We start from the raw sequence: 20,674 nt of genomic DNA on the forward strand, positions 1-20,674 counted from the left end.
TAACCTTAAAACATACTAAACATACTATCTATGATAGTTGAGCTATTGGATCTGGACATAAAAGTAAAATCAATAACTTACGCTATTAGGACGGAAGAAAGTTTACAACCCATTTATAAAAAACTTTCGCTCGTATTTTGGCACCACTATAAATCAACAACTTACATCATTAGGACGGAAGAAAGTTTACACCCACTTATAAAAAACTTTCGCTCGAAATTTGCCAGCAATATAAATCAACAACTTACATCATTAGGACGGAAGAAAGTTTACAACCCATTTATAAAAAACTTTCGCTCGAAATTTGCCAGCACTATAAATCAACAACTTACATCATTAGGACGGAAGAAAGTTTACAACCCATTTATAAAAAAGTTTCGCTCGAAATTTGCCAGCACTATAAATCAACAACTTACATCATTAGGACGGAAGAAAGTTTACAACCCATTTATAAAAAAGTTTCGCTCGTATTTTGGCACCACTATAAAACAATAACTTACGTCATTAGGACGGAAGAAAGTTTACAAACCATTTATAAAAAAGTTTCGCTGGGTGCCTATCTTGAGCACATATTTATTTGATCAAGTATTACATTGGTTAACTTACATTGTAATTGTGAATATTACTCATATAAGGCACTGTTTTTCATAGTCTTATTTATTAAGAAATTACTGTTAAAAATGCTTTTAATCGTAGTCTAATTAACGAATTGATGCTATAATGTCTACTCAGAATGCCTATGGGAATTCGAGATATGCAATATCAATCATTTAGTCTTAGACATCAAAAAATACTCATTGACTTCAATGTGTTTAGCTCTGGCTCGTCTGATATTTTGCTAAAAGGTGTTTTATCTGCCGAATTGCTTATTCTAGTTGATAATTTAAATGCATTTTATTCTGCAGAAGACGGTAGATACGTTGTATCAGCTGAAAAAGTTAACCACGTTACAGGTCTAGATTTTAATAAGAAAACTATCAACCAGATCATGCGTGAAGCTTGTGATTTATCATTTATGATTGATACAGATGCGAAGCAAGCTGCAGCACCTATGATTGACGAAATTCAAATCTTATCAAGTGGCGATATTACTTTTAAACTCACTAAAAGCTTTGATTTTTTTAGAAATTCTCTTAGTTTTAAAAGCATATATGAGAAGCTACCATACAGGTTCACTACTTCTAAACTAGAGTTACCGCAGATCGGTCAACAAATAATGTTAATTGCGTAATTAAGCCTCTGACGAGGCTTTTTTATTGTCTAAAATTTAGTTAGTATATACACAGCTTTAAAGCGAAAAGACTACAACGTTAGTTGGGTTGCAAATATATTTTTATTTTTATTTTTTAATTCAATCTCAGGCAATGTACGTTGTACGTTGTCTAAAGTGGAGCAGTTATGCAAGATTCTTCACAAGTCTGCATAAGTAAAGGAATTTCAGAAGATGAAATTTTTGGACTATCGCAGTCAATCAAAGACTCAATTATTAATGCCGAAACAAAAACCATGGATCTCTTGGGTTACGGCAACAAAATCAGTAATTTCATAGTCGAATGTTATCTAGATATTCCAGTTGTTGATCAATTCATTTTTTACTTAATGTTGGTGAATGCCAAAAATAAGTATGCACATCAGCTGCAGCGCGTTATCGCTGAAAAACCTGAATTATCCCAAATTGAAGCATTACAACTAGCGAACAACTTTGTTCTGAATTTTGAATACATCCGTCAAATTCTTTTATTCAAAAATAAAGCTAATTACCTTAGCAATGGCCGTATCAAATCTTTGGCATGGAATACGCTAAATAGTGTTGGTAAAGTGATGCTACCAATGAGCTCTTTACGCCAAATGGACAGCGAACCATTTTCAAGAAATGACGTAGACAGCGTAACTCATAAAAGAATGTTTGCCAGTACGGGCTATTTTGAATTAGATAACAATGCGTTTATTTGCTATCAGCTTGAAGAAACGTTGATTGCCAATCTATCTGAATTAGATTTTGATAAAAAGGGGCGCTACACAGTTCTCGACACTTTAACGGTTCTTGGATTTAAGGACCGTTTTGATCTTTATATGTATAACTTGATGAAGATCAATGAGTTTCGTGGCGAAGTGGTTATTCCTTACATTGACTTCAAAGCATTAACCGAGTTTTCAGTAGAATTTAAATACAAAGCAAGTGATTTTTACCGTAAACGACTTCTTGTTTCATTAGAAAGACTGAATAACAATCCATCTATTGAATTATTTATTTCTGTTAAGTATGAACCATGCAATAAGCGTACACCAGATCGTGACAATTTTTGCAATTATCGTTTTCAGATTCAGTTGAAGTCCAACTATCGTAAAGCGCTTAATACATTAAATGAAATGTGTGCAAAGGTTCAGGATGAACAGGGCAATGAGCTTAAAATCAGTAATGCGCTCTTCACTTCAGCAATTCGATTGAATAATGGTGAACCTGAAAAAGTAATAGAACTTGTTAAGGATCGTTTAGCTGCTTATACAACTAAGAATGGACCATCATATTTAGCTAAAAATCTTAATTTGGTTGCGTCTTATGTTACGCGAGCTCTAGAAGATCTATATAAAAGTAATCACTTCTTTGAAAGATTCCTAAACGATATGAAGCAAGCAGATAATTTACTTTATCTGAGAAATCGTGATAAGAAAGTTGAGATCGAAAACAAAAGTGCATCTACTTTCTCAAGCGAATTCATTAATATTCGCGACAAAGTTGATGTTACCACTTGTGAAATTCTTACAAACGCTGAGTACATTTCAAAGAAAACGGAAGCTACTGTAATTATTGATTATGCTTTCATACGTAATTCTATTTTTATTACACATCCTCATTTGCGCCACCAGCGAAATGCAGACGAGAAAAAATACATAGATCTCGTGTGTGAAAGCACAAAGCTTTGCCAAATATTCTTTGGTACGGGTAATGAAAATAAAAAAACGTTAACTCAAAACTATTTAACAGAACTCCTGTTTGAACATTTTTTTGATGATAATTTCCACTTGAACTCAGATGTATTAAAGAATCTTCTAAAAAAAGATAAGGACTATTGGGTACAAGAAAAGCAAAAGACATTTATGCGGTTGTGGAAACTTGCAAATGAGTTCAGTTTAAAAGCTATTAGTCCAGCGAACTACAACGGTAAAGAGAGTTCAGACAATGAATAATAAACTTTATTTATGTGCAATTTTTACGGCTACTATATTGAGTAGTAGTGCAAATGCCGATTTTAGTGATTGGTATAAAAAAGCAACTTCAAATGAAGATTCAACTCAGCAAGTGCCAGCTCAACAACAGCAAGCACCTGGTCAAATTCAACAGCAAGCACCAGTTCAGGTTCAGCAACAGCCGATACAGCAAAGACAATATAATTCTAATCGGAACACCACAGCTACGCGTTACCAAAACAATAATGCAAATGTCACTGGTGATTCTGGCCTTGAAGCACGAATGAATAACTTGAATTCGACCATTGAGAATCTAAACAAGTCATCAAAAAGTGGTGACAACCTCACGAATAACTATCTAAATATTGTTCAATTCATAGTGATAAACGAAGAAACACGTAAATTGGATGGTAAAGACAATACATCACTGATCAATAACATGTTGGCTGGTATTGTGAGTTGTCAGAATAAATACAAAGTCGATGTTATACAAAAAGTGAATAATCAACTCCCAAGAGATGTTGCTAACACCGTACAACGGTATTTAAGCCAGAATGGACGCTCTATTGGTGCAAACGGCAACTGTTTATACTAATTAAACCCCCTTTTAAAACCGTCCTTAAAAGGCGGTTTTTTTTATTCTTAAAACATACCTATTTATTTTAAAACCACATTCTATATACTACTAACAGTTTAATGAATATTAATGTGGGTTTTATCATGATCAGTTCTAAAACAATATATGAACTATATCAATTGCTGAATCAATCCGAAGTACAAGAATTAAAATCATCTATAACTGAGACTTTTGGTGCAGATGTGGAAAGTGAAGTTGATAAAAGCCCGGTCTTACAGCAAAAGATCAATTATTTTATTTATCAATATATACATCTCAAGCATCCAGAAAGAACAGACAAGATCTTATTCGATGCAAATGAGTCGGCTCACGAGGTTGTAAAAACAGAACACCTTAAAAGTGAGCCAGTACCCTTATTAAAAGATTTTGTATCAAACAGCAGCAATAAAAGTTTAGCACCTGAAGAACAAAAAGATGTAATTGCAGTCACTTTACCAGCCGAATTATCTGACATTCCTGTTGAACCAACAAATCAAAACCATACAGGAAATAATGAAGTAAAACATGACTATAACATTATCCTTGATGGTCGAACTAAGCTAAATATATTGCTCGAAAGATATTTAAGTGGTGTTGATGATGTGGCTCGTGAAATCATTGTGAAGTGCTTTCTTGTTATCTCTATATTTGTAGCACTGATCTCTCTTGTTATGGTTCTTCTGAATACGACCAATATTAACCAGATCCAAGAAATGTATGATATTGGCCATAAAACATTCCTATTCCAATATGCTGAAGTCTGCAATGTAAATGTTGAAGTTGCAAAAGCGAATCCATGTGTTATCTCAGAAATCAATAAACGTATTTCTGAACTATCAAATAGCAGATTTTGGAACACGTTCGGGGTGGTGCTTTTCTCACTTTTATCGTGCTTTTTCTTCTACCATATCTCTACTTACCGTGATTCTAAAGATAAGCACAACGGCTAGTCTTAAAAGGAGGGTAGGGTGTTTTAAAATGGTCTTAAAAGGCCATTTTTTTATTTTAATAACAAAGTTTTATAGTTGATAAAAGGTATTCTAAAAGTATAATAGATACACTCTTAAAACTGGAATGCGTTGTGCTTTTTAAAATTCCAAAAACGGGTGAGATTGATTCAAGTGAACAATCGATGACAGGCCTGGTACTCAAATCGGCATACAACTTAGTTGCCATTTTCAATATTTGCTACATCTTTGTAGTTGTATTCTTTGTGTTTGAAATGTTTTTAAATACAACGATATACAAGATTAAATATCTACCAGAAACCCTCAATACTCCATCATATATATTGCAAATCATCATATTCATTTTATGTTTTTCTTCACTTCTGTATGCGATAAACAAAATGTTTGATGAAAAGTATATCCCTACACGCAAAGAAATCTATCTATTCCTTATCTCTTTTACTATCAATAGTTTATCAATGTTTAATTTTTTAGCTACCAAATAACACTGTAATACCAAGTTCCCACCGTAGCCTAAGCAAAAGTTACCTGTTTTTTTGGGTTTTAAAAGCAGTGAACAAGGGCAGAATTAAAACACAAAAAAATAAAATTAATAGTTTTAAAAAATATTTTTAAAACTAAATCAGTGATAATATGTAACCAACGTTAAGTTTAAGAAAGTATATTATGTCTGATATTCGCAGCATCTATTTTTACGGTAATAATAAAAGCATCAAATTGGGTAAAAACCCAATCTTAAATACTGTCTTTGAAATTTTTCCAGCCACTAAAACCCCTTTAAAGCGGATTCTTAATCATAACCACCAGTGGGTTAGTAATTGCGCTTTTTACGTGCCTAACGATGTGAAAAGTGAATGGGTTAAAACGGTAACACTTTCAATTTTGACAATCTCAATTATGGCTTCCTTCCGTAATGCAATTGCACAGCAAAAAGGGTTGTCACCAAACGATGAAGCACTTGATGAAGAGGTAGAGAACCTTGTGCCAGATTCGTTATTCAATTCTGCTATTGAATTATCGGATCTTAAAAAAAGTTTATTAGAAGTTCTGCCAAATTTAATGAGCGAATACCTTGCACAAAACTTTGGTGAATACGAAAGCATTATTACAAACGGTGTAGCTAAGCTTTTTATTGATAACCATGAATTTTTGGATAAGCAACTTGATTCTGATGCTGGAACAGATAATCAGATTTCAATGTTAAATTTTACTGACAATGCAGATGAATTATTTCACACAACAAACTATATTTTAGTCCGTATTGCTGATTCAAATGAAAACTTGAAAATCAACTTTACTAACAGCAAACCACATGCAGAACACTTAGGCCGAATTCTGCATACATTGTTGGGGGATGAAAGTTTTGAGATCTCAAAAGGTTCAATTGAGATACCTAATGACGAAGATGGCCAAGAAATTTTCATCTTTGAAAAAGAAACGAACTTTATTGATTTTTACAATTCATTATTGCTGGAAGTTAGTTTTTTTCTAGATCATGCAACAGTCTTAGAGCATATAGAAAAGTATGCACCAATTAACCAAACACTAAGCAGTTTGAGTGAGAATTTAGAAAAGAATATTAACTTTGTCATTTCTTCATTCAAAGAAACTCGCGATCTATCTGCATATTTAGAAAGCCGTGCTCAAATCATAGGGTTAATTCATGAAGCTGCACAAATCGCCAGCATTGAAATACAGCCAGTTGCTCAGGCTAAGGACCTTAAATCGTTAATTGAATCGCATCACCTGGTTACTTTTAATGATAAAGACACCTTTAAACAATTTAATTTATTTTGAGGTGAATATGAAATTTGTTATTAAAAATGGCATTGGTACACGTAAAGTCGAAGTGGATCTCGCATTAGATATACCATTGGTGCTACAAAAATCCATTTCTGTAATTGAGTATGAAGATTTCTTTAAATATTTTAGTGAGCAACATTTTCACATTTGCAAATTTAGAACGTTGAACTTTAAAGATAATAGCGTAGAGGGAAGTAGTAAGGAATTAAATCGCTTTATCTGGCTTGCTATGGCACATCAAGCTTATATGGAGCGTAAAGCTTTACTACCAAGTAAATATATTGCGGATCTAGAAGCTTCAATTTCAAGCATGTTTAATTTAGAGAGCGAATCGCGAGAATGGTACCGAGCTATTCACAAAGCCATAGATGCTTACCTTAAATCACAATTTCCTGAAGCAATAGATTTTTTACCTTCCAACATTGCACCACTGGATGAAGTGACTAAAATTCTTATGCAAGAAGTACAGCCAGTGATACCAGTTGCAGACGAGCCAGCGAAGCTTTATAGCTGATTCTAGAAATAATTAAGACATAAAAAAACCATCTAAAAATTAGATGGTTTTTTTTGTTTGTGTTTTTATAATTTTGCGAATACTTCAGGATTGTCATTCATAAACTGTTCAATGAAATCATTGTCTAATTCGACATGTTTTGGAAGCTTCTCATGTTCACGAACAATGGATTTTATAGATTCAATATTTTGCTGATTGAAAACAGGTGTTGTACGGCTCTTATAGCCAGTATCAGCCATCGCATAGCGATCATCAAACATACCTGAAGAGGTATTAGAATCGACTTCTGAGTCGCTTATAGATAGTGTTAAGTTGCGGTCTTCAGCTAACTTTAAAATGAATTCGTCAGAGATAAAGTTACGTAGCTCATGCAGCATAGATTCAACTTTATTGTGTTTAAAAAGCACCTTTGCAATTGAACGACAAGATAAGAAACCTTTTGTGATGTTTAGATCTAGTAATTTTTGAGGAATGATTGGATCGCTTTTCTTGTTGCTATTCGCGATCTGTTCAACTTCTTCATCAGTCATAGAAGCTATAATGTTTTTAAAGAAATTGCCATATTGAAACTTTTCAATTTTCTCCAGCATTGTCACTTGTTCTGTATCTAATAAGCAAAAAGAAATAGGTTTAAGCTTGCGTTGGTCGGTTTTGCTTAAACTGCCATTTTGGTTTAAGCGGTTCTCTTTGGTTTTAGCGTTAGTTTTAGAGTTAGTCATTTTAAACACCTTTCAATATGTTTTAAACTTTGGTTAATACCAATAATCATATTATAAGTGGTTTTAGCTAAAATACAAAAAATGAACATTTTGTTTTTTTAAAAAAATCTTTTAAATGTTTTTCGTATATACTATAAGAATATCTATCTTAAAAGGTATAACTCGTGATTAAAACTGATACAGGCGATACGGTTGGAGGGGGTTTAACGAATCCTCAGGATGAAGTTCTAGCATTGTTAGAAGAGTGCTTAAACTCTGAACAATATACAGCTCGTATTACTTATATTTGTGAAGATGGCGGTCAATTAGTAGGTAAAAAGGCAGCTTTAAAGATTTTAAAGGAACAAGAGGACAATGGTTTAATGCTGGTTCCAATACCAGTCTTAGGAAAACAACTAAGAGTCTGGAGTGGTTTAAGTAAAACCAAAATGTCTAGTCACACAGGATTGTACAACAATATACAGTGGTCAAAGTTTGAAAGTGGCGAAAAGTTAATAACAAAGCAAGCGTGGACATTACTTCAACTTAGACTTGGGGTTCATCCAAAATACAAATTGGTTTTAAAAAATGAATTAGATGTCGAGTGAATTATATGTTAGTGAAATTAGCCCTTAGTGGTCATGCTTCTCCAGAAGCTTTAAGTAAATTTGAACGTATCAAAGCGTATGTGCCAGATAGCGCACCTGTTTTGGTCACATACTTTAATAAACAAGTTTTATTAAGTGATCTACTGGTTAATTTTTCTAATTTTTTACCATCGCTCGAAATCACAAAAGATAAAGACATGCTGGTTACGATTAGAGGAAATGAAACACCTTTAGTCGAATTTATTGTCAATTTAAAACTATACAGCATGAAATTAGGCAAACTTTTCTTTGAATTTGAGAATCAATTTAAAGAAAAAGAGCAAGACTTTAAGGGCTTTATTAAACGTCACAAACTTAAAGGTTTTGATCATGCCAATTTTGTTAATTACGTGAAACTAGGTGCATATGATAGTGCTTTAGACATTATCAAACACCAGTACGAAAGCGTTAAAAAAACATTCTTTGTACTGTTTAAAGATCGTTTCACCCTATTAGAAAGCAAGGGTTTTATTTAAGGATATTCTATGGAAATGTTAGATCCATCAAACACAAACCCTGGGCTCTTTTTAGTCATAATGGCTACGGCAATTGGTACCATACTTTTTGGTTTTTTAATTGTCGCTTTAATTGCACGATATAAGTTCAAGATTAGAGTTACGGTATCTAGTTTTATAGCTGCAGTTACTTTATCTGTATTTAGCTTTATATGCTTTGGTTCACTTGGTCCGATGGAACCTAAATACAGTACTTCAGTTGTTCAGCTTTATGCGTTGGGCTTACTGGCTGGTACTTTAATATTAAATATAGTTCTTCTGAAATTATTCAGCCCTAAAACTATTGAACAGTTAGCTTTGAAAGGTTTTAATAAGTCAGAAAATGAACAAAAAGAGCATTACAAAAACATCTTAAAAGAGTTTAAATGTATTACTGATTTGGAAGATAAAAACAAGCTTAATAAGCGCAGTTTTAACTTGTTAAATGTTTTTAAACATAAAGGAAAACAAAATGTTTGATTTTAAGATGAAATCTTTGTGTGTTTTGGCTGTTGCCGGATCTCTTTTAACTGGTTGCGTATCTAGTACTATTGATGGAATGGGTTCTAAACGCAAACAAATCATGTTGTATTCTGAAAAAGAATATCTTCAGCAAAGTACTCAGTCTTACAACAACATCATCACGACTGCTAAACAGCGTGGATTGATTGTGAATAACGCTCAAGTAAATAGAGTAGCAAAACGTCTTATCGCACAAGTTCCACATTATCGAGCTGACGCAGCAAATTGGAATTGGGAAGTTAATACAATCCGAGATAATGAAATCAACGCGTTTTGTCTATCTGGAGGCAAGATCGGTGTGTTGACTGGTTCTATCACAAAAATTAATGCAACTGATGATGAATTGGCTGCACTGATCGGCCACGAAATTGCACATGCTTTACGTGATCATGGGCGTGAAAAGGTAAGTAAAAAGCTTTTAACTGGTTTAGGTGTGCTTGCAGCTAGTTCGGCTGGTCTTGGTGACATGGTTGTATCTGGCACAAGTTTACTAGGCGATTATGGGGTTAACTTACCTGGTTCGCGCAAACTTGAAAGTGAAGCGGATCTTCTAGGTGTTGATATTATGGTTCGTGCTGGTTACAACCCACAGGGCGCAGTCAGCTTTTGGAATAAAGTAGTAGCCCAAGAAAAACAGGGCACTAAAATTGATTTCTTATCAACGCATCCTACTTCAGAAAAAAGAATTGTAGCGATCCAAGAATACATCAACCAAAATTACAGGAAATAATATAAGGAGCTGGTTATGGATATTTACACAGTTATCCGAGTGAGCAAAAAGTTGTTTGACCACGGTTATGTTGTAATACCAGAACACAAAGTAGATTTTAAATCGGCTTTACTGCTCTTAAATGAACAAACCGTTGATGATCGATTTCTAATATCTAAAGATATAGTAGGTGCTGAAATCAGAGGGAATTTTGCCTTAATTGAAAAGGAGGGGAAGTTTCAATTGTTTACCAAAGGAATAGATTACTTTTGTTTGAATGTTGAGCCTGAAAAATCCAGTACTGATCCTAAACCTGAAAAAGAGGTAAAAAAGAGTAAAGTAGTTCTCAAAAACCGTTATTTATATAAAAGTGGCGTGAAGAAGATAGGGGAGCTGGACACGTACAAGAAAAGAAGCGTCAAGATTACGAATGTAGGAAAACCATTTGTACTAAAACAAAAATTGCATGACGTTCCAGATTGGCTTTTTGAAAAGCTAAAAGACCAAGATGTATGTTGGATCTATTTTGAATATGCTGAAGAACAATTATCAGAGGCACCAATAGAAACTGCACCAATCAATTTAAAAAGTGACATTGAAAGTTGTGTTAAATACTTTAAGTTACATGGTGAAAAAACAAGAAAAAAACCAATTATCAATGCTGAAGCACCAGGTAACGTAAACCTATTCAGATATTGTGATTTACGGCGCATTGATCAGGAATTAAAAGTCTTATTTGTTTGTAGTGAAAACTATCTTTGGTTACTGGAACAAAATAGACAAGATCCACTACCTAACATCAAATTAAACAATATTAGTTTTGGCGGTTGGATCATTCCCAAGACGACAAACCAAGATATGTTGAATAAGCTAATAATGTTAGATAAAGAATTAAAAACGAATCCAGATGCTTATCTTCTAAGTGTACGAGAGAGAGATGGATCCGTAAATTTGAACAACTCCTATAAGTGATATTCTGCTCCTCAAATGATGTTATAAACATCAATATATGGAGTATTTTATGGCACGTAGACCAAGAAGAAATCATTCAAATGATTTTAAAGCTAAGGTAGCACTTGCTGCGATTAAAGCAGAAAAAACACTTGCTGAATTGAGTGCTGAGTTTGATGTTCATCAAAACCAAATTATTGACTGGAAAAATCAATTGATCTCAGCTTCCTCGCAAGCTTTCGATCAATCAAAAGCTCCAACAGAACCACCCATCGATCTAAAAAAACTACATGCAAAAATCGGTGAGCAGGCATTAGAAATTGATTTTTTAGAAGGTGTGTTGAAGAAACTGGGCCGCTTCAACCACAAAAGTTAATCGACGACTCACTTCAGATTTCAGTATCTAAGCAAGCTAAGCTGCTGAAAGTCTCCCGTGGTTGTTATTACTATCGCCCAAAACCTGTGAGTGCATCAGATCTGAAGCTGATGCGATGTATTGATGAATTACATATGCAATATCCTTTTGCAGGCAGTCGTATGATGCGTGATTTGTTGAATCGTCAAGGACATCATATAGGACGACGTCATACACGTACTTTAATGAAGAAAATGGGTATTCAGGCGTTATATTGCAAACCAAATTTAAGCCAGGCTAATCAAGCTCACCGTAAATATCCATATCTGCTCAAAGGGTTGGCTATTCAGCGCAGTAATCAAGTGTGGTCTACGGATATAACGTATATCCCTATGGCAAAAGGCTTTGTTTATTTATGTGCTGTGATTGATTGGCATAGCCGCAAGGTACTTGCGCATAGGGTATCGATTAGTATGGAGGTGGATTTTTGTATTTCGGCTTTAAATGAAGCGATTGAAAAATATGGTCGACCTGAAATATTTAATACAGACCAAGGCAGCCAGTTTACCAGTGATGCATTTATTGATGTATTGAAATCAAATGGCATTCAAATCAGAGATGGATCCGTAAATTTGAACAACTCCTATAAGTGATATTCTGCTCCTCAAATGATGTTATAAACATCAATATATGGAGTATTTTATGGCACGTAGACCAAGAAGAAATCATTCAAATGATTTTAAAGCTAAGGTAGCACTTGCTGCGATTAAAGCAGAAAAAACACTTGCTGAATTGAGTGCTGAGTTTGATGTTCATCAAAACCAAATTATTGACTGGAAAAATCAATTGATCTCAGCTTCCTCGCAAGCTTTCGATCAATCAAAAGCTCCAACAGAACCACCCATCGATCTAAAAAAACTACATGCAAAAATCGGTGAGCAGGCATTAGAAATTGATTTTTTAGAAGGTGTGTTGAAGAAACTGGGCCGCTTCAACCACAAAAGTTAATCGACGACTCACTTCAGATTTCAGTATCTAAGCAAGCTAAGCTGCTGAAAGTCTCCCGTGGTTGTTATTACTATCGCCCAAAACCTGTGAGTGCATCAGATCTGAAGCTGATGCGATGTATTGATGAATTACATATGCAATATCCTTTTGCAGGCAGTCGTATGATGCGTGATTTGTTGAATCGTCAAGGACATCATATAGGACGACGTCATACACGTACTTTAATGAAGAAAATGGGTATTCAGGCGTTATATTGCAAACCAAATTTAAGCCAGGCTAATCAAGCTCACCGTAAATATCCATATCTGCTCAAAGGGTTGGCTATTCAGCGCAGTAATCAAGTGTGGTCTACGGATATAACGTATATCCCTATGGCAAAAGGCTTTGTTTATTTATGTGCTGTGATTGATTGGCATAGCCGCAAGGTACTTGCGCATAGGGTATCGATTAGTATGGAGGTGGATTTTTGTATTTCGGCTTTAAATGAAGCGATTGAAAAATATGGTCGACCTGAAATATTTAATACAGACCAAGGCAGCCAGTTTACCAGTGATGCATTTATTGATGTATTGAAATCAAATGGCATTCAAATCAGTATGGATGGTAAAGGTCGATGGGTAGATAATGTGATGGTTGAACGATTATGGCGGAGCGTTAAATATGAAGAGGTGTATCTCAAAGCTTATAGCAGTGTCACAGATGCGAAAAAGCAATTAAGTGCATATTTTGAGTTTTATAATTTGAAACGACCTCATTCGAGTCTAGACAAAATGACACCAAATGAGTTTTACTATGATCAGCTACCCCAACAAAACAAGGTGGCTTAACTAGAGCGGAATATCACTTATAAATACGCTTTTAGTTGTTCAAACAAGTGGGACCACCTCTAGAGTAAAGTACTCTCGTACAATAACTATTGTAATGCTACTAATTAAGTTGCTTAAATCTAAATAATTAAACATAGCTGCAAACATGAATCTCAATTTTTTATTCGGCTTTATCATAATTATTGTTGGCGGTGGTGCAGCAATAGTTGCGCTTCGTTCAATGTTAGAAAATGAAATTTTTATGAAGGATAGTATATGGCTATGAATAATTCTAAATTCGATAAATACTTATTGCGCTCATTTTTAAAAAATACTGGACTTGCAATAATTTCAATTAGTGCAATAGCATTGGTTATATTTGCATGTTATGTGGTTTATATAGGAATAGGAAAAGCATCAACTTATGTATTCAATAACTTTGTACTAACTCTAAAAACTATTGGCTATATCGTATTATTTTTAATCGCTTTAAATTTAGTTATCTGTTTTATTGAAAATGTTATCAAAGAAGCCAATCAAAAAAGGAGTGAAGATAGTTCAGAAGATAATGTATGAGGGTAATAAAAAGTATCATACTGGCTTACTCTCAACACTTTGATTTTTTGGTCTTTATCTCCATCAAGTGTATTTTCTAAAATATAGTATGAATCTTTTACCCTCATACACTAAGGGGTTAAGAAAGGTTTCGGCAAGAAACGCCCCTCAACAAAACACCTACGATAAAAAAGTTTTAGTGATCGTGGTGATCTGTATCAATTACGTCATTATTGTTTGCATTAAACTTAGCCTGCTCTTTATAAAAATTATAGTCGGCATTGTCGTATACAAGCTCTTTTGGGTAAGGGATACCCATTTCATCAAGCTTTAAAGCGTAATAATGCGGTATTGGCTTGGTTGGATTGAAGTATGGTTCAGGGTAGTACTGAGTAACGACTTTAGCGGAGTAGGAATTAACGAGTTGATCTACATCGCTTTCTATTGTTTTTTGTTGGTCATTGTAATAAGAGTCAACAAGCTCTTTGTCTGAGTGGCTTGCTGCACAACCTGAAAATATTAAAGGTATTAAAATAGCGATAATTCTATAATGTTTCATTTTAAATAGGCCCAGGTGTAGTGTATATTTAATGGAACGTTAAAATACTTTTGATTATACATGACTTTTAAAGATGCTGTAACACCACCTTTTAGCAGAGGAAAAAGAGAACATAAGTTCTTGGCTAAAATGTTAAAATCTGAAAAAGATAAGATTAAGCTTTATACCAAAAGTTTAAGAAAAATTACTTTTAATGAGCTTTTAATTAGAGCAACTTTAATTTTAGTTGTGGTTTTTGCGTTAAGTTTTTGTATCTTTGGCGTATACCTATCTTTGAACGGTTTATTCTCAAAAGATGTGCATTTAGGAATGATTGGCATTATAGGTGATAGTAGTAGAATAATATTATGTACCATCTCAGCTATATTGTGCGCGGTTACAGCTTTCAAACTGTTTAAGAAAGCAAAAATTGACTGGAAAGAACATCAGTCATCAAAACGATATGCCAAAGCAATAACGAAAGAGTACCAGTCATTAAATAATTTGATTTTGGAACAGATTAAACAAGATAAAACAGGCAGTTATTGGCTGAACAGCAAAGAGATCCTGAGCATAACAGAGCAATACGAAGATAACATAAATGAAAACACAAAAGATTATCTGGTAAGTTTTACGCAAGATACGACTAAAAAGTATGTTAGGTTTTACATATATAATAATTCGCATATCTCTAATGGGTATACCAATGTTTTACATATACACTCGACTACTTTAACAATTTATTCACACTGTCTAAGTTATTCGGATTCGTTGAGTGTTAAAGACCTTTTAGATATTTCTGTTAAAAGTATTTGCATAAATTATTAGTTTTACTATAATACTTTTAAGAACAAAATTTAAATGTTTCTTACGACATTAAAAGAATGGGAGGCTTATAGCTTCCCATTTTTCTTTTTAAAATAACTATTATTTTTCTAAAACATCATTTGCCTTTTTCTCAAAACCCTTAACTTCTGCTAAAAGTTCTTCATTTTGGGCCATTGTGTCAGTAAAGGTCTGTTTCGAGAATTTAATGAATTCCAATGCATCATTGATCGATTGCTCTTTGCTTGGCTTCACGTACTTCGGGAGCTTATTGAATTCAGTATCCACATTTCTTTTGATCGCAGAAAAGTCTTTATCAAGCGACTCGAATGCTGCACTGGTTGACTCAAGCTGTATACGTTCAGAAACTCTATGGTCGATGTTTTGGAACACCAGGAACACACATACAAAAACTAAACTAGCAATTAAACTATTTTTTAGAACAACTGTATCCATTTTAAAACCCTTTAACATTTCTTTGATATTTTTAGTATAATCACTTTAATGTCTTTAAAATTTTTTTAAAAAATATGTCTAAAGCCTCCAACGTTGAGCTCTTAAACTTTTATAGTCTTGTTAAAGTACCTTTTAAATATGCTCACAAAGAGGTGTTGTTCTCCATTTCTATTTTATATTTTAACGGTAAAACTAAATCATACGTTCATTATCACAAATTTGAAGATGAAGAATTGCAGACTGTTCTAGGGTATGTGGTTTCGGAGAGTCTGGCGTGGACCTTTGGATCTTTGAAAACTGATAAATTCACTGTTAATCAGAATTTTATTTTCAATACTGTGCAAGAAGTGGAAAAAAGCCTTAAAGAACAAATAAATGCTTTATATAAAAGCACGGGTATAAATGCTAAGTTTTCCATGCAATATGCCTTAAAGGATAAGCCATCTGCAGAAAACAACGACTTATTAGAGAAGATATTTGCGATTGATAAAATGCTACCATTTGCTTTTACATTTAATAATAACGGCGGTTATGAAGTTGCATTAAAAGAATGTTCGTTAAAACTAATTAATGATATTGGGTTTTTCGCTTAAAAGTCCTTAAACTATTAAATACCACTTCATTAATACTTATTTTTAATTATAATGTGGGGTATTAGTAGTTTTAAGTTAGGTCATTAATTAGTGAATAAGAAAACCCTTACCATAGCGATATTGTCAGTTTTGCTATTTGGTTGTGATAAGTTAAAGCCTTCAAATACTGATACTGCATCTCAAGAAGAACAAATAGATCCCATTGAAAAGAAAGTTGAGGAACAAGTTCGCAAATATGATGAACGTGTTACCACTTACAATCCATCTAACTACAAATTACCTCAATCAAGCCTTTCTACCACCAGCCACAAAGTAGCGTGTAATTTTGGTGTAGGGGGAGATCTACCAGCTTTGGCATCAAATGGCATGTTCTCACAGCCGTTATATCGTATTGAAGCTGAGCAGATCATGGATAAAGTTCAGGGCGATGTGATGTATGCCCCTTATTCAATCGCGACATCTGTTGAGGGTGATGTTTTATATGAATCTGAAATTGATAGCTTTGATCGACAGTTAAATACATTACGAAGTTATCAAATTAAATCATCTGAACAAAATATCATTTCGTCATCTGGCTTTTACACCAATTCAAACAAAGCTGTTCGTATGGCACCTATCCGCAGTTACCCGGTTGCTTATGTGAAGCGCTTGGACGGCGATATTGTTTCTACATCTATGTTTAATGATGCATGCGACAAAGAAGTAGGTGTACGTAACTACAAATGGCGCGAAATTGATGTGTCGGGCAAACCATATGCAAGTTTAGCATCCACTGTATCTGAGCAAATTGTTCGGGTGAATCAGTTTGGCATGTTCACCAGTGCATCAAATTTTTACAGCTACTTCAGTAGTGAGTTTGGCAACTTCTTGGATGCAAATAACAAGTTTAGATCCGCATTGGAGAAATCAGGACGTTTCCCTAAAGGTTCAAAAATCTACGTTCCATCTGAGATTAAAACGACTGATGAAACACTGGTGATTACGAAGAACCCTGAGCTTGAAATTACAGACTTCCAAAAAGACAAGGTTTTAGAGGCATACAACAAAGAGGCCAAAATACGGAATCTTGGCCAGATCGTATTCAAGGTCTACAACCTCAAAAACAATACTGTTTTCTATACACCATGGAATGAAACCAAGCACCGTGAAGCGGTCGAGTTTGAACCTATTGTTGTTATCGATGGCAAGGCTTATTCAGCAGTTTGGCATGTTCCTAATACTTTGACATTCAATGATTCGACCAGTGCTGGAAACTTAACGTATTACAACGCTACGGCGCATAACGCATTCGTCAATGCTGTTAAAGGTATATACCAAGGTCAGCAAAGCATGGTTGGTACAGAGCACGAAGATGATACCGAATATTCAATGAAGACTGCAGTTGAATACCAGAAAGCCCAGGCAGAGAAATAATATGGAATTAAGCACTATTGAAAAGAATACCGAAGCTCAAGACATTCAATCTGATGCGTATGACCAGCGTGTACATTCAGTATTGATAGTACCTGAACATGCCCTAAAAAAAATTGAGTCGATGATTTTGGCTACTGGTCATGTACAAAGTGACAGTACCAATCTTTTAGAAGTTTTAAGGCCAATGCCTGAAGAATTCAGAAAAGACGTTGATAACACCGAATTTACAGAAAAAGAAAACGGCGACATCGGTGATGCAGCCGTGGTCATTGTTGATGGTTTGATTCACGACACAAAACGCGGTGTTTGGATCTCTCAAAATTGGGGTTGTGGTAGTCCTAAATTCACCAAGCTTATTCAGGCTGGAGCTGAGCCACCAATTGAACTGATTGCCAAAAATAAGGGGGATAAGTTTAGTGCGACTTTAACGCACGAATTTCAAAAAGCGTATGAGCGAATGGGTTATACCCAAAAACAGGTCGGTTATATACACATCCTATCAAATGGTACACCAACGACTTTCTTTAACTACCTGAGTGACGAATTGCTGTGCAAACTGGAATTCATATCAGTAGACAACAACCGTTTAAACGCCTCACAAACTAACTTTTATAGTGCCGTAGAGCGAGGATCTGTTTCAGATTGGGGAGTGAGCTATCACAGAAAACCTTTTAACTTAGAAAATTACCCGATCAATTCTCTATTGGTGTCGGGATTAACAATAACTTTTATTTTGTACCTGATTTACAGCTATCTCTTTGGAGCTTAATACCAAATGAAATATTTAAACAGAACATCTCAAGATCGCGAAAAACATCATTACTTTAATCAACAACAGGGCGACAATAGAAAACAGCACAATCCGAACCATCGTCACCACTCTATTAGCTTAAATGATGTATTTCGGTCGTTATTAGCCCTTACTCAACTAGACAAAGACATCCCGACATTGATCAAGCTTTTTGAAGAACAAGGGCTTGAAATATGCGAAACGCGTGTACGCACTTGGTCAACACCCGTGCATATCAACAATAGACCAATACCACACATTATTTTTGTTGGTTTTATGAATTTACTTGAGTGCATCAATGCTGAAGCAAAACTCAAAGATATTAATCTGTTTGATCTGTCAGAAATCTTGGACGATATACGCAACTAACAATTATGTGGTTTAGCTATGACTGAAGAAATAAATAGTAATGAAAAAAAAGATGGTCCTATTACGGATGTAGGTAAAAAGTTTGCTGGTGCACGTAAAGACAACCCATCACCAGACTTCTCAGGCAACATGAATGGAATTAAGTCTGACAGCCTAGTGACTAAAAAGGAATATTGGCAAAAGCCTGATTTTAGAGCTGATGCCCAATCTGGCCATAAACCTGTAAAACATGCACTATTATTTTCTTTGGTCTATGCAAACTTAACCAACAAGCCTTTAGGGGGCGGTTGGTTTAGCATAGGTCAAAAGCAATGGGATGATGCCTACATTGCTACGCTACACTTCTTAAAAAACAAATATGAAAGCTCACACTACGAACGTTTAGAACAACTGACAGACGACTTTAATGCGTACATGACCGTTAAGTTTGGTGCTGGACGAAGTGAAAAAGATATTTTAGAACGCTACTCAGCTGGACGACATACCAATCGCAGAGTTAAACACCCACTATCATTTAGTTCAGACACACGTTTACGCTTAAAAAACTTAATCCCTTTAGGATGGCCAGACGATCGTGTACTTGATACGGATAATTATGGTGCCAAAAAATTATTAAACACTGAGACTGGTCAACATAAGTGGTATGCCGTTAAATCCATTTCAGCAAAGCGGTTTCAAACACTAGATGATTGGACGGAATACGACACATTCAATGCAGCACTAGAAAAAGTAAAAACATTTTTTCAGCCAATTTTAGATGAACGAGTCATAGAACCCAAAAAAGGACGCGCAAAACCACCCAAAAGACCGCGCTACGACAGAGTTGAAGTGCGCGAGGGTAAGGACCATCGAAAGGGTGAAAACATCGATAGCCAGTTGCTTATGGACTATTTCAAATTTTCTGGAGTCGAGTTCGGCAATTGGGTAAATCAAAAGGAACGTGCATGGTTTCTGAATTGCACGTATGACTCACTAATGGATCTTGTCGAACTTCTAGGTCTACCCGTTACGTTCGCATCTTTAGGCGGTAAGCTAGGAATAGCATTCGGTTCGCGTGGCACAGGCGTTGATAGCGCAGCAGCTCACTTTGAACCAGGTAATATGCTTATTCATTTGACCAAGACGCAAGGTGTTGGAGCACTAGCCCATGAGTTCGCGCACGGATTTGATTGTGTTTTGGCAAAACGAAACGGACTCAATAATAACTTTTTTAGCGAATACTTTCTTTACACCAGTAAAGGGCGTTACTCAGTACAGAATCATCAAGAGTCAGCATACAAACATCTTAAAGATGGCCAGACTGCAGATAAGTTTATCAAGCTGGTTAATTATCTTACTTTTAAGTCAACCAAATACCTTGATTACGAAGAAAGACAAGGCGGTACGGGCTTTATGAATAACGCCATGCACCTAGATCAATCACGGTCAATGTATTGGTCACAGCCAACAGAAATCTTTGCCAGACTGTTTGAATGTTGGGTGACGGATAAGCTGGCTGAAAATGATCAACAAAATGGGTTTTTGGTGCACGGCACAGAAGAGTCGGCAAATAGTTGGAATATGAAGTTAAGCGCATATCCAACAGGCAGAGAACGGGCAATTTTAGTTGATTTGATGGATGATTGGCTAAAAGCATTAGTGAGGTCGTGGACGAAATGAATGCAATCACTAAGACCTCAAAAAAAGAACGGATCTTATTCAATAATCCCAAAGCAACACGACTTTACAGGGAAGCAATAACAGAGCTTATTGCGTTTAAACCTTGGGAAGTTAACGCCACTGAGAATATGCTTACGATCTGCAACACCTACCGCTATGTCGTGAATAAACGTTGTTGTTTAGGGTACGAGTTTTG

22 protein-coding genes and 1 pseudogene are annotated in these 20,674 nt (G+C 35.0%); 20 read left to right on the forward strand and 3 right to left on the reverse strand.

The features are described from left to right. Window positions 1–754: 754 nt before the first annotated feature. The 6 genes from J7649_RS15200 to J7649_RS15225 all read left to right on the forward strand — a co-directional run bounded on the left by J7649_RS15200 (window position 755) and on the right by J7649_RS15225 (window position 7,090). Complete coding sequence (locus J7649_RS15200) at window positions 755–1,231, forward strand: hypothetical protein (RefSeq protein WP_005005780.1); 477 nt, start codon at window positions 755–757, stop codon at window positions 1,229–1,231. 167 nt (window positions 1,232–1,398) lie between these two features. Beyond that, window positions 1,399–3,189 carry a hypothetical protein gene (locus J7649_RS15205; protein ID WP_005005779.1) on the forward strand — a complete coding sequence of 597 codons (1,791 nt, stop codon included), beginning with the start codon at window positions 1,399–1,401 and terminating at the stop codon, window positions 3,187–3,189. After that, window positions 3,182–3,784: a hypothetical protein gene (locus J7649_RS15210; RefSeq protein WP_005005776.1), complete on the forward strand. Its 603-nt coding sequence runs from the start codon at window positions 3,182–3,184 to the stop codon at window positions 3,782–3,784. Before J7649_RS15205 ends, J7649_RS15210 begins: the two co-directional genes overlap by 8 nt. A gap of 125 nt (window positions 3,785–3,909) precedes the next feature. Next, on the forward strand, window positions 3,910–4,755 hold the full coding sequence (locus J7649_RS15215) for a hypothetical protein (RefSeq protein WP_024160863.1): 846 nt from the start codon (window positions 3,910–3,912) through the stop codon (window positions 4,753–4,755). Between the two features lie 684 nt (window positions 4,756–5,439). Then, window positions 5,440–6,570, forward strand: a complete 1,131-nt coding sequence (locus tag J7649_RS15220) for a hypothetical protein (protein WP_005005771.1) — start codon at window positions 5,440–5,442, stop codon at window positions 6,568–6,570. Between the two features lie 7 nt (window positions 6,571–6,577). Continuing rightward, the gene (locus tag J7649_RS15225) at window positions 6,578–7,090 is read left to right on the forward strand and encodes a hypothetical protein (RefSeq protein WP_077170163.1); all 513 of its coding nucleotides are present in this window, start codon (window positions 6,578–6,580) and stop codon (window positions 7,088–7,090) included. Window positions 7,091–7,155: 65 nt separating this feature from the next. Here J7649_RS15225 and J7649_RS15230 read toward each other — a convergent pair whose 3' ends face one another. After that, a complete protein-coding gene (locus J7649_RS15230; RefSeq protein ID WP_005005764.1) occupies window positions 7,156–7,809 on the reverse strand; it encodes a hypothetical protein in 654 nt (217 codons plus the stop codon). 164 nt (window positions 7,810–7,973) lie between these two features. Between J7649_RS15230 and J7649_RS15235 the strand changes: the two genes are divergently transcribed. The 8 genes and pseudogenes from J7649_RS15235 (at window position 7,974) to J7649_RS15270 (ending at window position 13,856) form a co-directional block, all read left to right on the forward strand. After that, on the forward strand, window positions 7,974–8,396 hold the full coding sequence (locus tag J7649_RS15235; protein ID WP_005005760.1) for a hypothetical protein: 423 nt from the start codon (window positions 7,974–7,976) through the stop codon (window positions 8,394–8,396). Window positions 8,397–8,401: 5 nt separating this feature from the next. Further along, a complete protein-coding gene (locus tag J7649_RS15240) occupies window positions 8,402–8,911 on the forward strand; it encodes a hypothetical protein (protein WP_005005759.1) in 510 nt (169 codons plus the stop codon). A 9-nt stretch (window positions 8,912–8,920) separates the two neighbouring features. Further along, on the forward strand, window positions 8,921–9,409 hold the full coding sequence (locus J7649_RS15245) for a hypothetical protein (protein ID WP_005005757.1): 489 nt from the start codon (window positions 8,921–8,923) through the stop codon (window positions 9,407–9,409). After that, on the forward strand, window positions 9,402–10,181 hold the full coding sequence (locus J7649_RS15250; protein WP_005005756.1) for a M48 family metallopeptidase: 780 nt from the start codon (window positions 9,402–9,404) through the stop codon (window positions 10,179–10,181). Before J7649_RS15245 ends, J7649_RS15250 begins: the two co-directional genes overlap by 8 nt. Before the next feature lie 15 nt (window positions 10,182–10,196). Next, entirely contained in the window at window positions 10,197–11,132 is a 936-nt protein-coding gene (locus J7649_RS15255; protein WP_005028393.1) for a hypothetical protein, read from the forward strand. A 37-nt stretch (window positions 11,133–11,169) separates the two neighbouring features. Further along, window positions 11,170–12,080: pseudogene (locus J7649_RS15260) on the forward strand (IS3-like element ISAba14 family transposase); the annotation flags it as partial. 88 nt (window positions 12,081–12,168) lie between these two features. Then, window positions 12,169–13,301, forward strand: a protein-coding gene (locus J7649_RS15265) for an IS3-like element ISAba14 family transposase (RefSeq protein WP_223155595.1) whose coding sequence is annotated in 2 segments (ribosomal slippage) — window positions 12,169–12,421 and window positions 12,421–13,301 — 1,134 coding nt in all. Because the reading frame shifts where the segments join, the coding sequence is not laid out codon by codon here. Between the two features lie 255 nt (window positions 13,302–13,556). Further along, window positions 13,557–13,856: a hypothetical protein gene (locus J7649_RS15270; RefSeq protein ID WP_005005752.1), complete on the forward strand. Its 300-nt coding sequence runs from the start codon at window positions 13,557–13,559 to the stop codon at window positions 13,854–13,856. Window positions 13,857–14,031: 175 nt separating this feature from the next. On the opposite strand, the gene J7649_RS15275 is transcribed toward J7649_RS15270, so the two are convergent. Then, window positions 14,032–14,394: a hypothetical protein gene (locus J7649_RS15275; RefSeq protein WP_005005750.1), complete on the reverse strand. Its 363-nt coding sequence runs from the start codon at window positions 14,392–14,394 to the stop codon at window positions 14,032–14,034. A 60-nt stretch (window positions 14,395–14,454) separates the two neighbouring features. Between J7649_RS15275 and J7649_RS15280 the strand changes: the two genes are divergently transcribed. Further along, window positions 14,455–15,201, forward strand: coding sequence for a hypothetical protein (locus J7649_RS15280; RefSeq protein WP_005005749.1), 747 nt, complete (start codon window positions 14,455–14,457; stop codon window positions 15,199–15,201). Window positions 15,202–15,300: 99 nt separating this feature from the next. Here J7649_RS15280 and J7649_RS15285 read toward each other — a convergent pair whose 3' ends face one another. Next, the gene (locus tag J7649_RS15285; RefSeq protein WP_005005748.1) at window positions 15,301–15,654 is read right to left on the reverse strand and encodes a hypothetical protein; all 354 of its coding nucleotides are present in this window, start codon (window positions 15,652–15,654) and stop codon (window positions 15,301–15,303) included. Between the two features lie 74 nt (window positions 15,655–15,728). On the opposite strand from J7649_RS15285, the gene J7649_RS15290 reads away from it, so the two are divergent. The 5 genes from J7649_RS15290 to J7649_RS15310 all read left to right on the forward strand — a co-directional run bounded on the left by J7649_RS15290 (window position 15,729) and on the right by J7649_RS15310 (window position 20,478). Continuing rightward, on the forward strand, window positions 15,729–16,247 hold the full coding sequence (locus tag J7649_RS15290; RefSeq protein ID WP_005005747.1) for a hypothetical protein: 519 nt from the start codon (window positions 15,729–15,731) through the stop codon (window positions 16,245–16,247). A 90-nt stretch (window positions 16,248–16,337) separates the two neighbouring features. Further along, window positions 16,338–17,660, forward strand: a complete 1,323-nt coding sequence (locus J7649_RS15295; RefSeq protein ID WP_005005746.1) for a hypothetical protein — start codon at window positions 16,338–16,340, stop codon at window positions 17,658–17,660. Window position 17,661: 1 nt separating this feature from the next. Continuing rightward, window positions 17,662–18,429 (forward strand): hypothetical protein, encoded by a 768-nt coding sequence (locus J7649_RS15300; protein ID WP_005005745.1) that lies wholly within the window; start codon window positions 17,662–17,664, stop codon window positions 18,427–18,429. Between the two features lie 6 nt (window positions 18,430–18,435). Then, window positions 18,436–18,819 (forward strand): hypothetical protein, encoded by a 384-nt coding sequence (locus tag J7649_RS15305; RefSeq protein ID WP_005005744.1) that lies wholly within the window; start codon window positions 18,436–18,438, stop codon window positions 18,817–18,819. A gap of 18 nt (window positions 18,820–18,837) precedes the next feature. Next, the gene (locus tag J7649_RS15310) at window positions 18,838–20,478 is read left to right on the forward strand and encodes an LPD1 domain-containing protein (RefSeq protein ID WP_005005743.1); all 1,641 of its coding nucleotides are present in this window, start codon (window positions 18,838–18,840) and stop codon (window positions 20,476–20,478) included. The last annotated feature ends 196 nt before the right edge of the window (window positions 20,479–20,674 follow it).

Origin of the sequence: Acinetobacter lwoffii, from assembly GCF_019343495.1 — a bacterium.
Taxonomy (GTDB): Bacteria; Pseudomonadota; Gammaproteobacteria; order Pseudomonadales; family Moraxellaceae; genus Acinetobacter; species Acinetobacter lwoffii_P.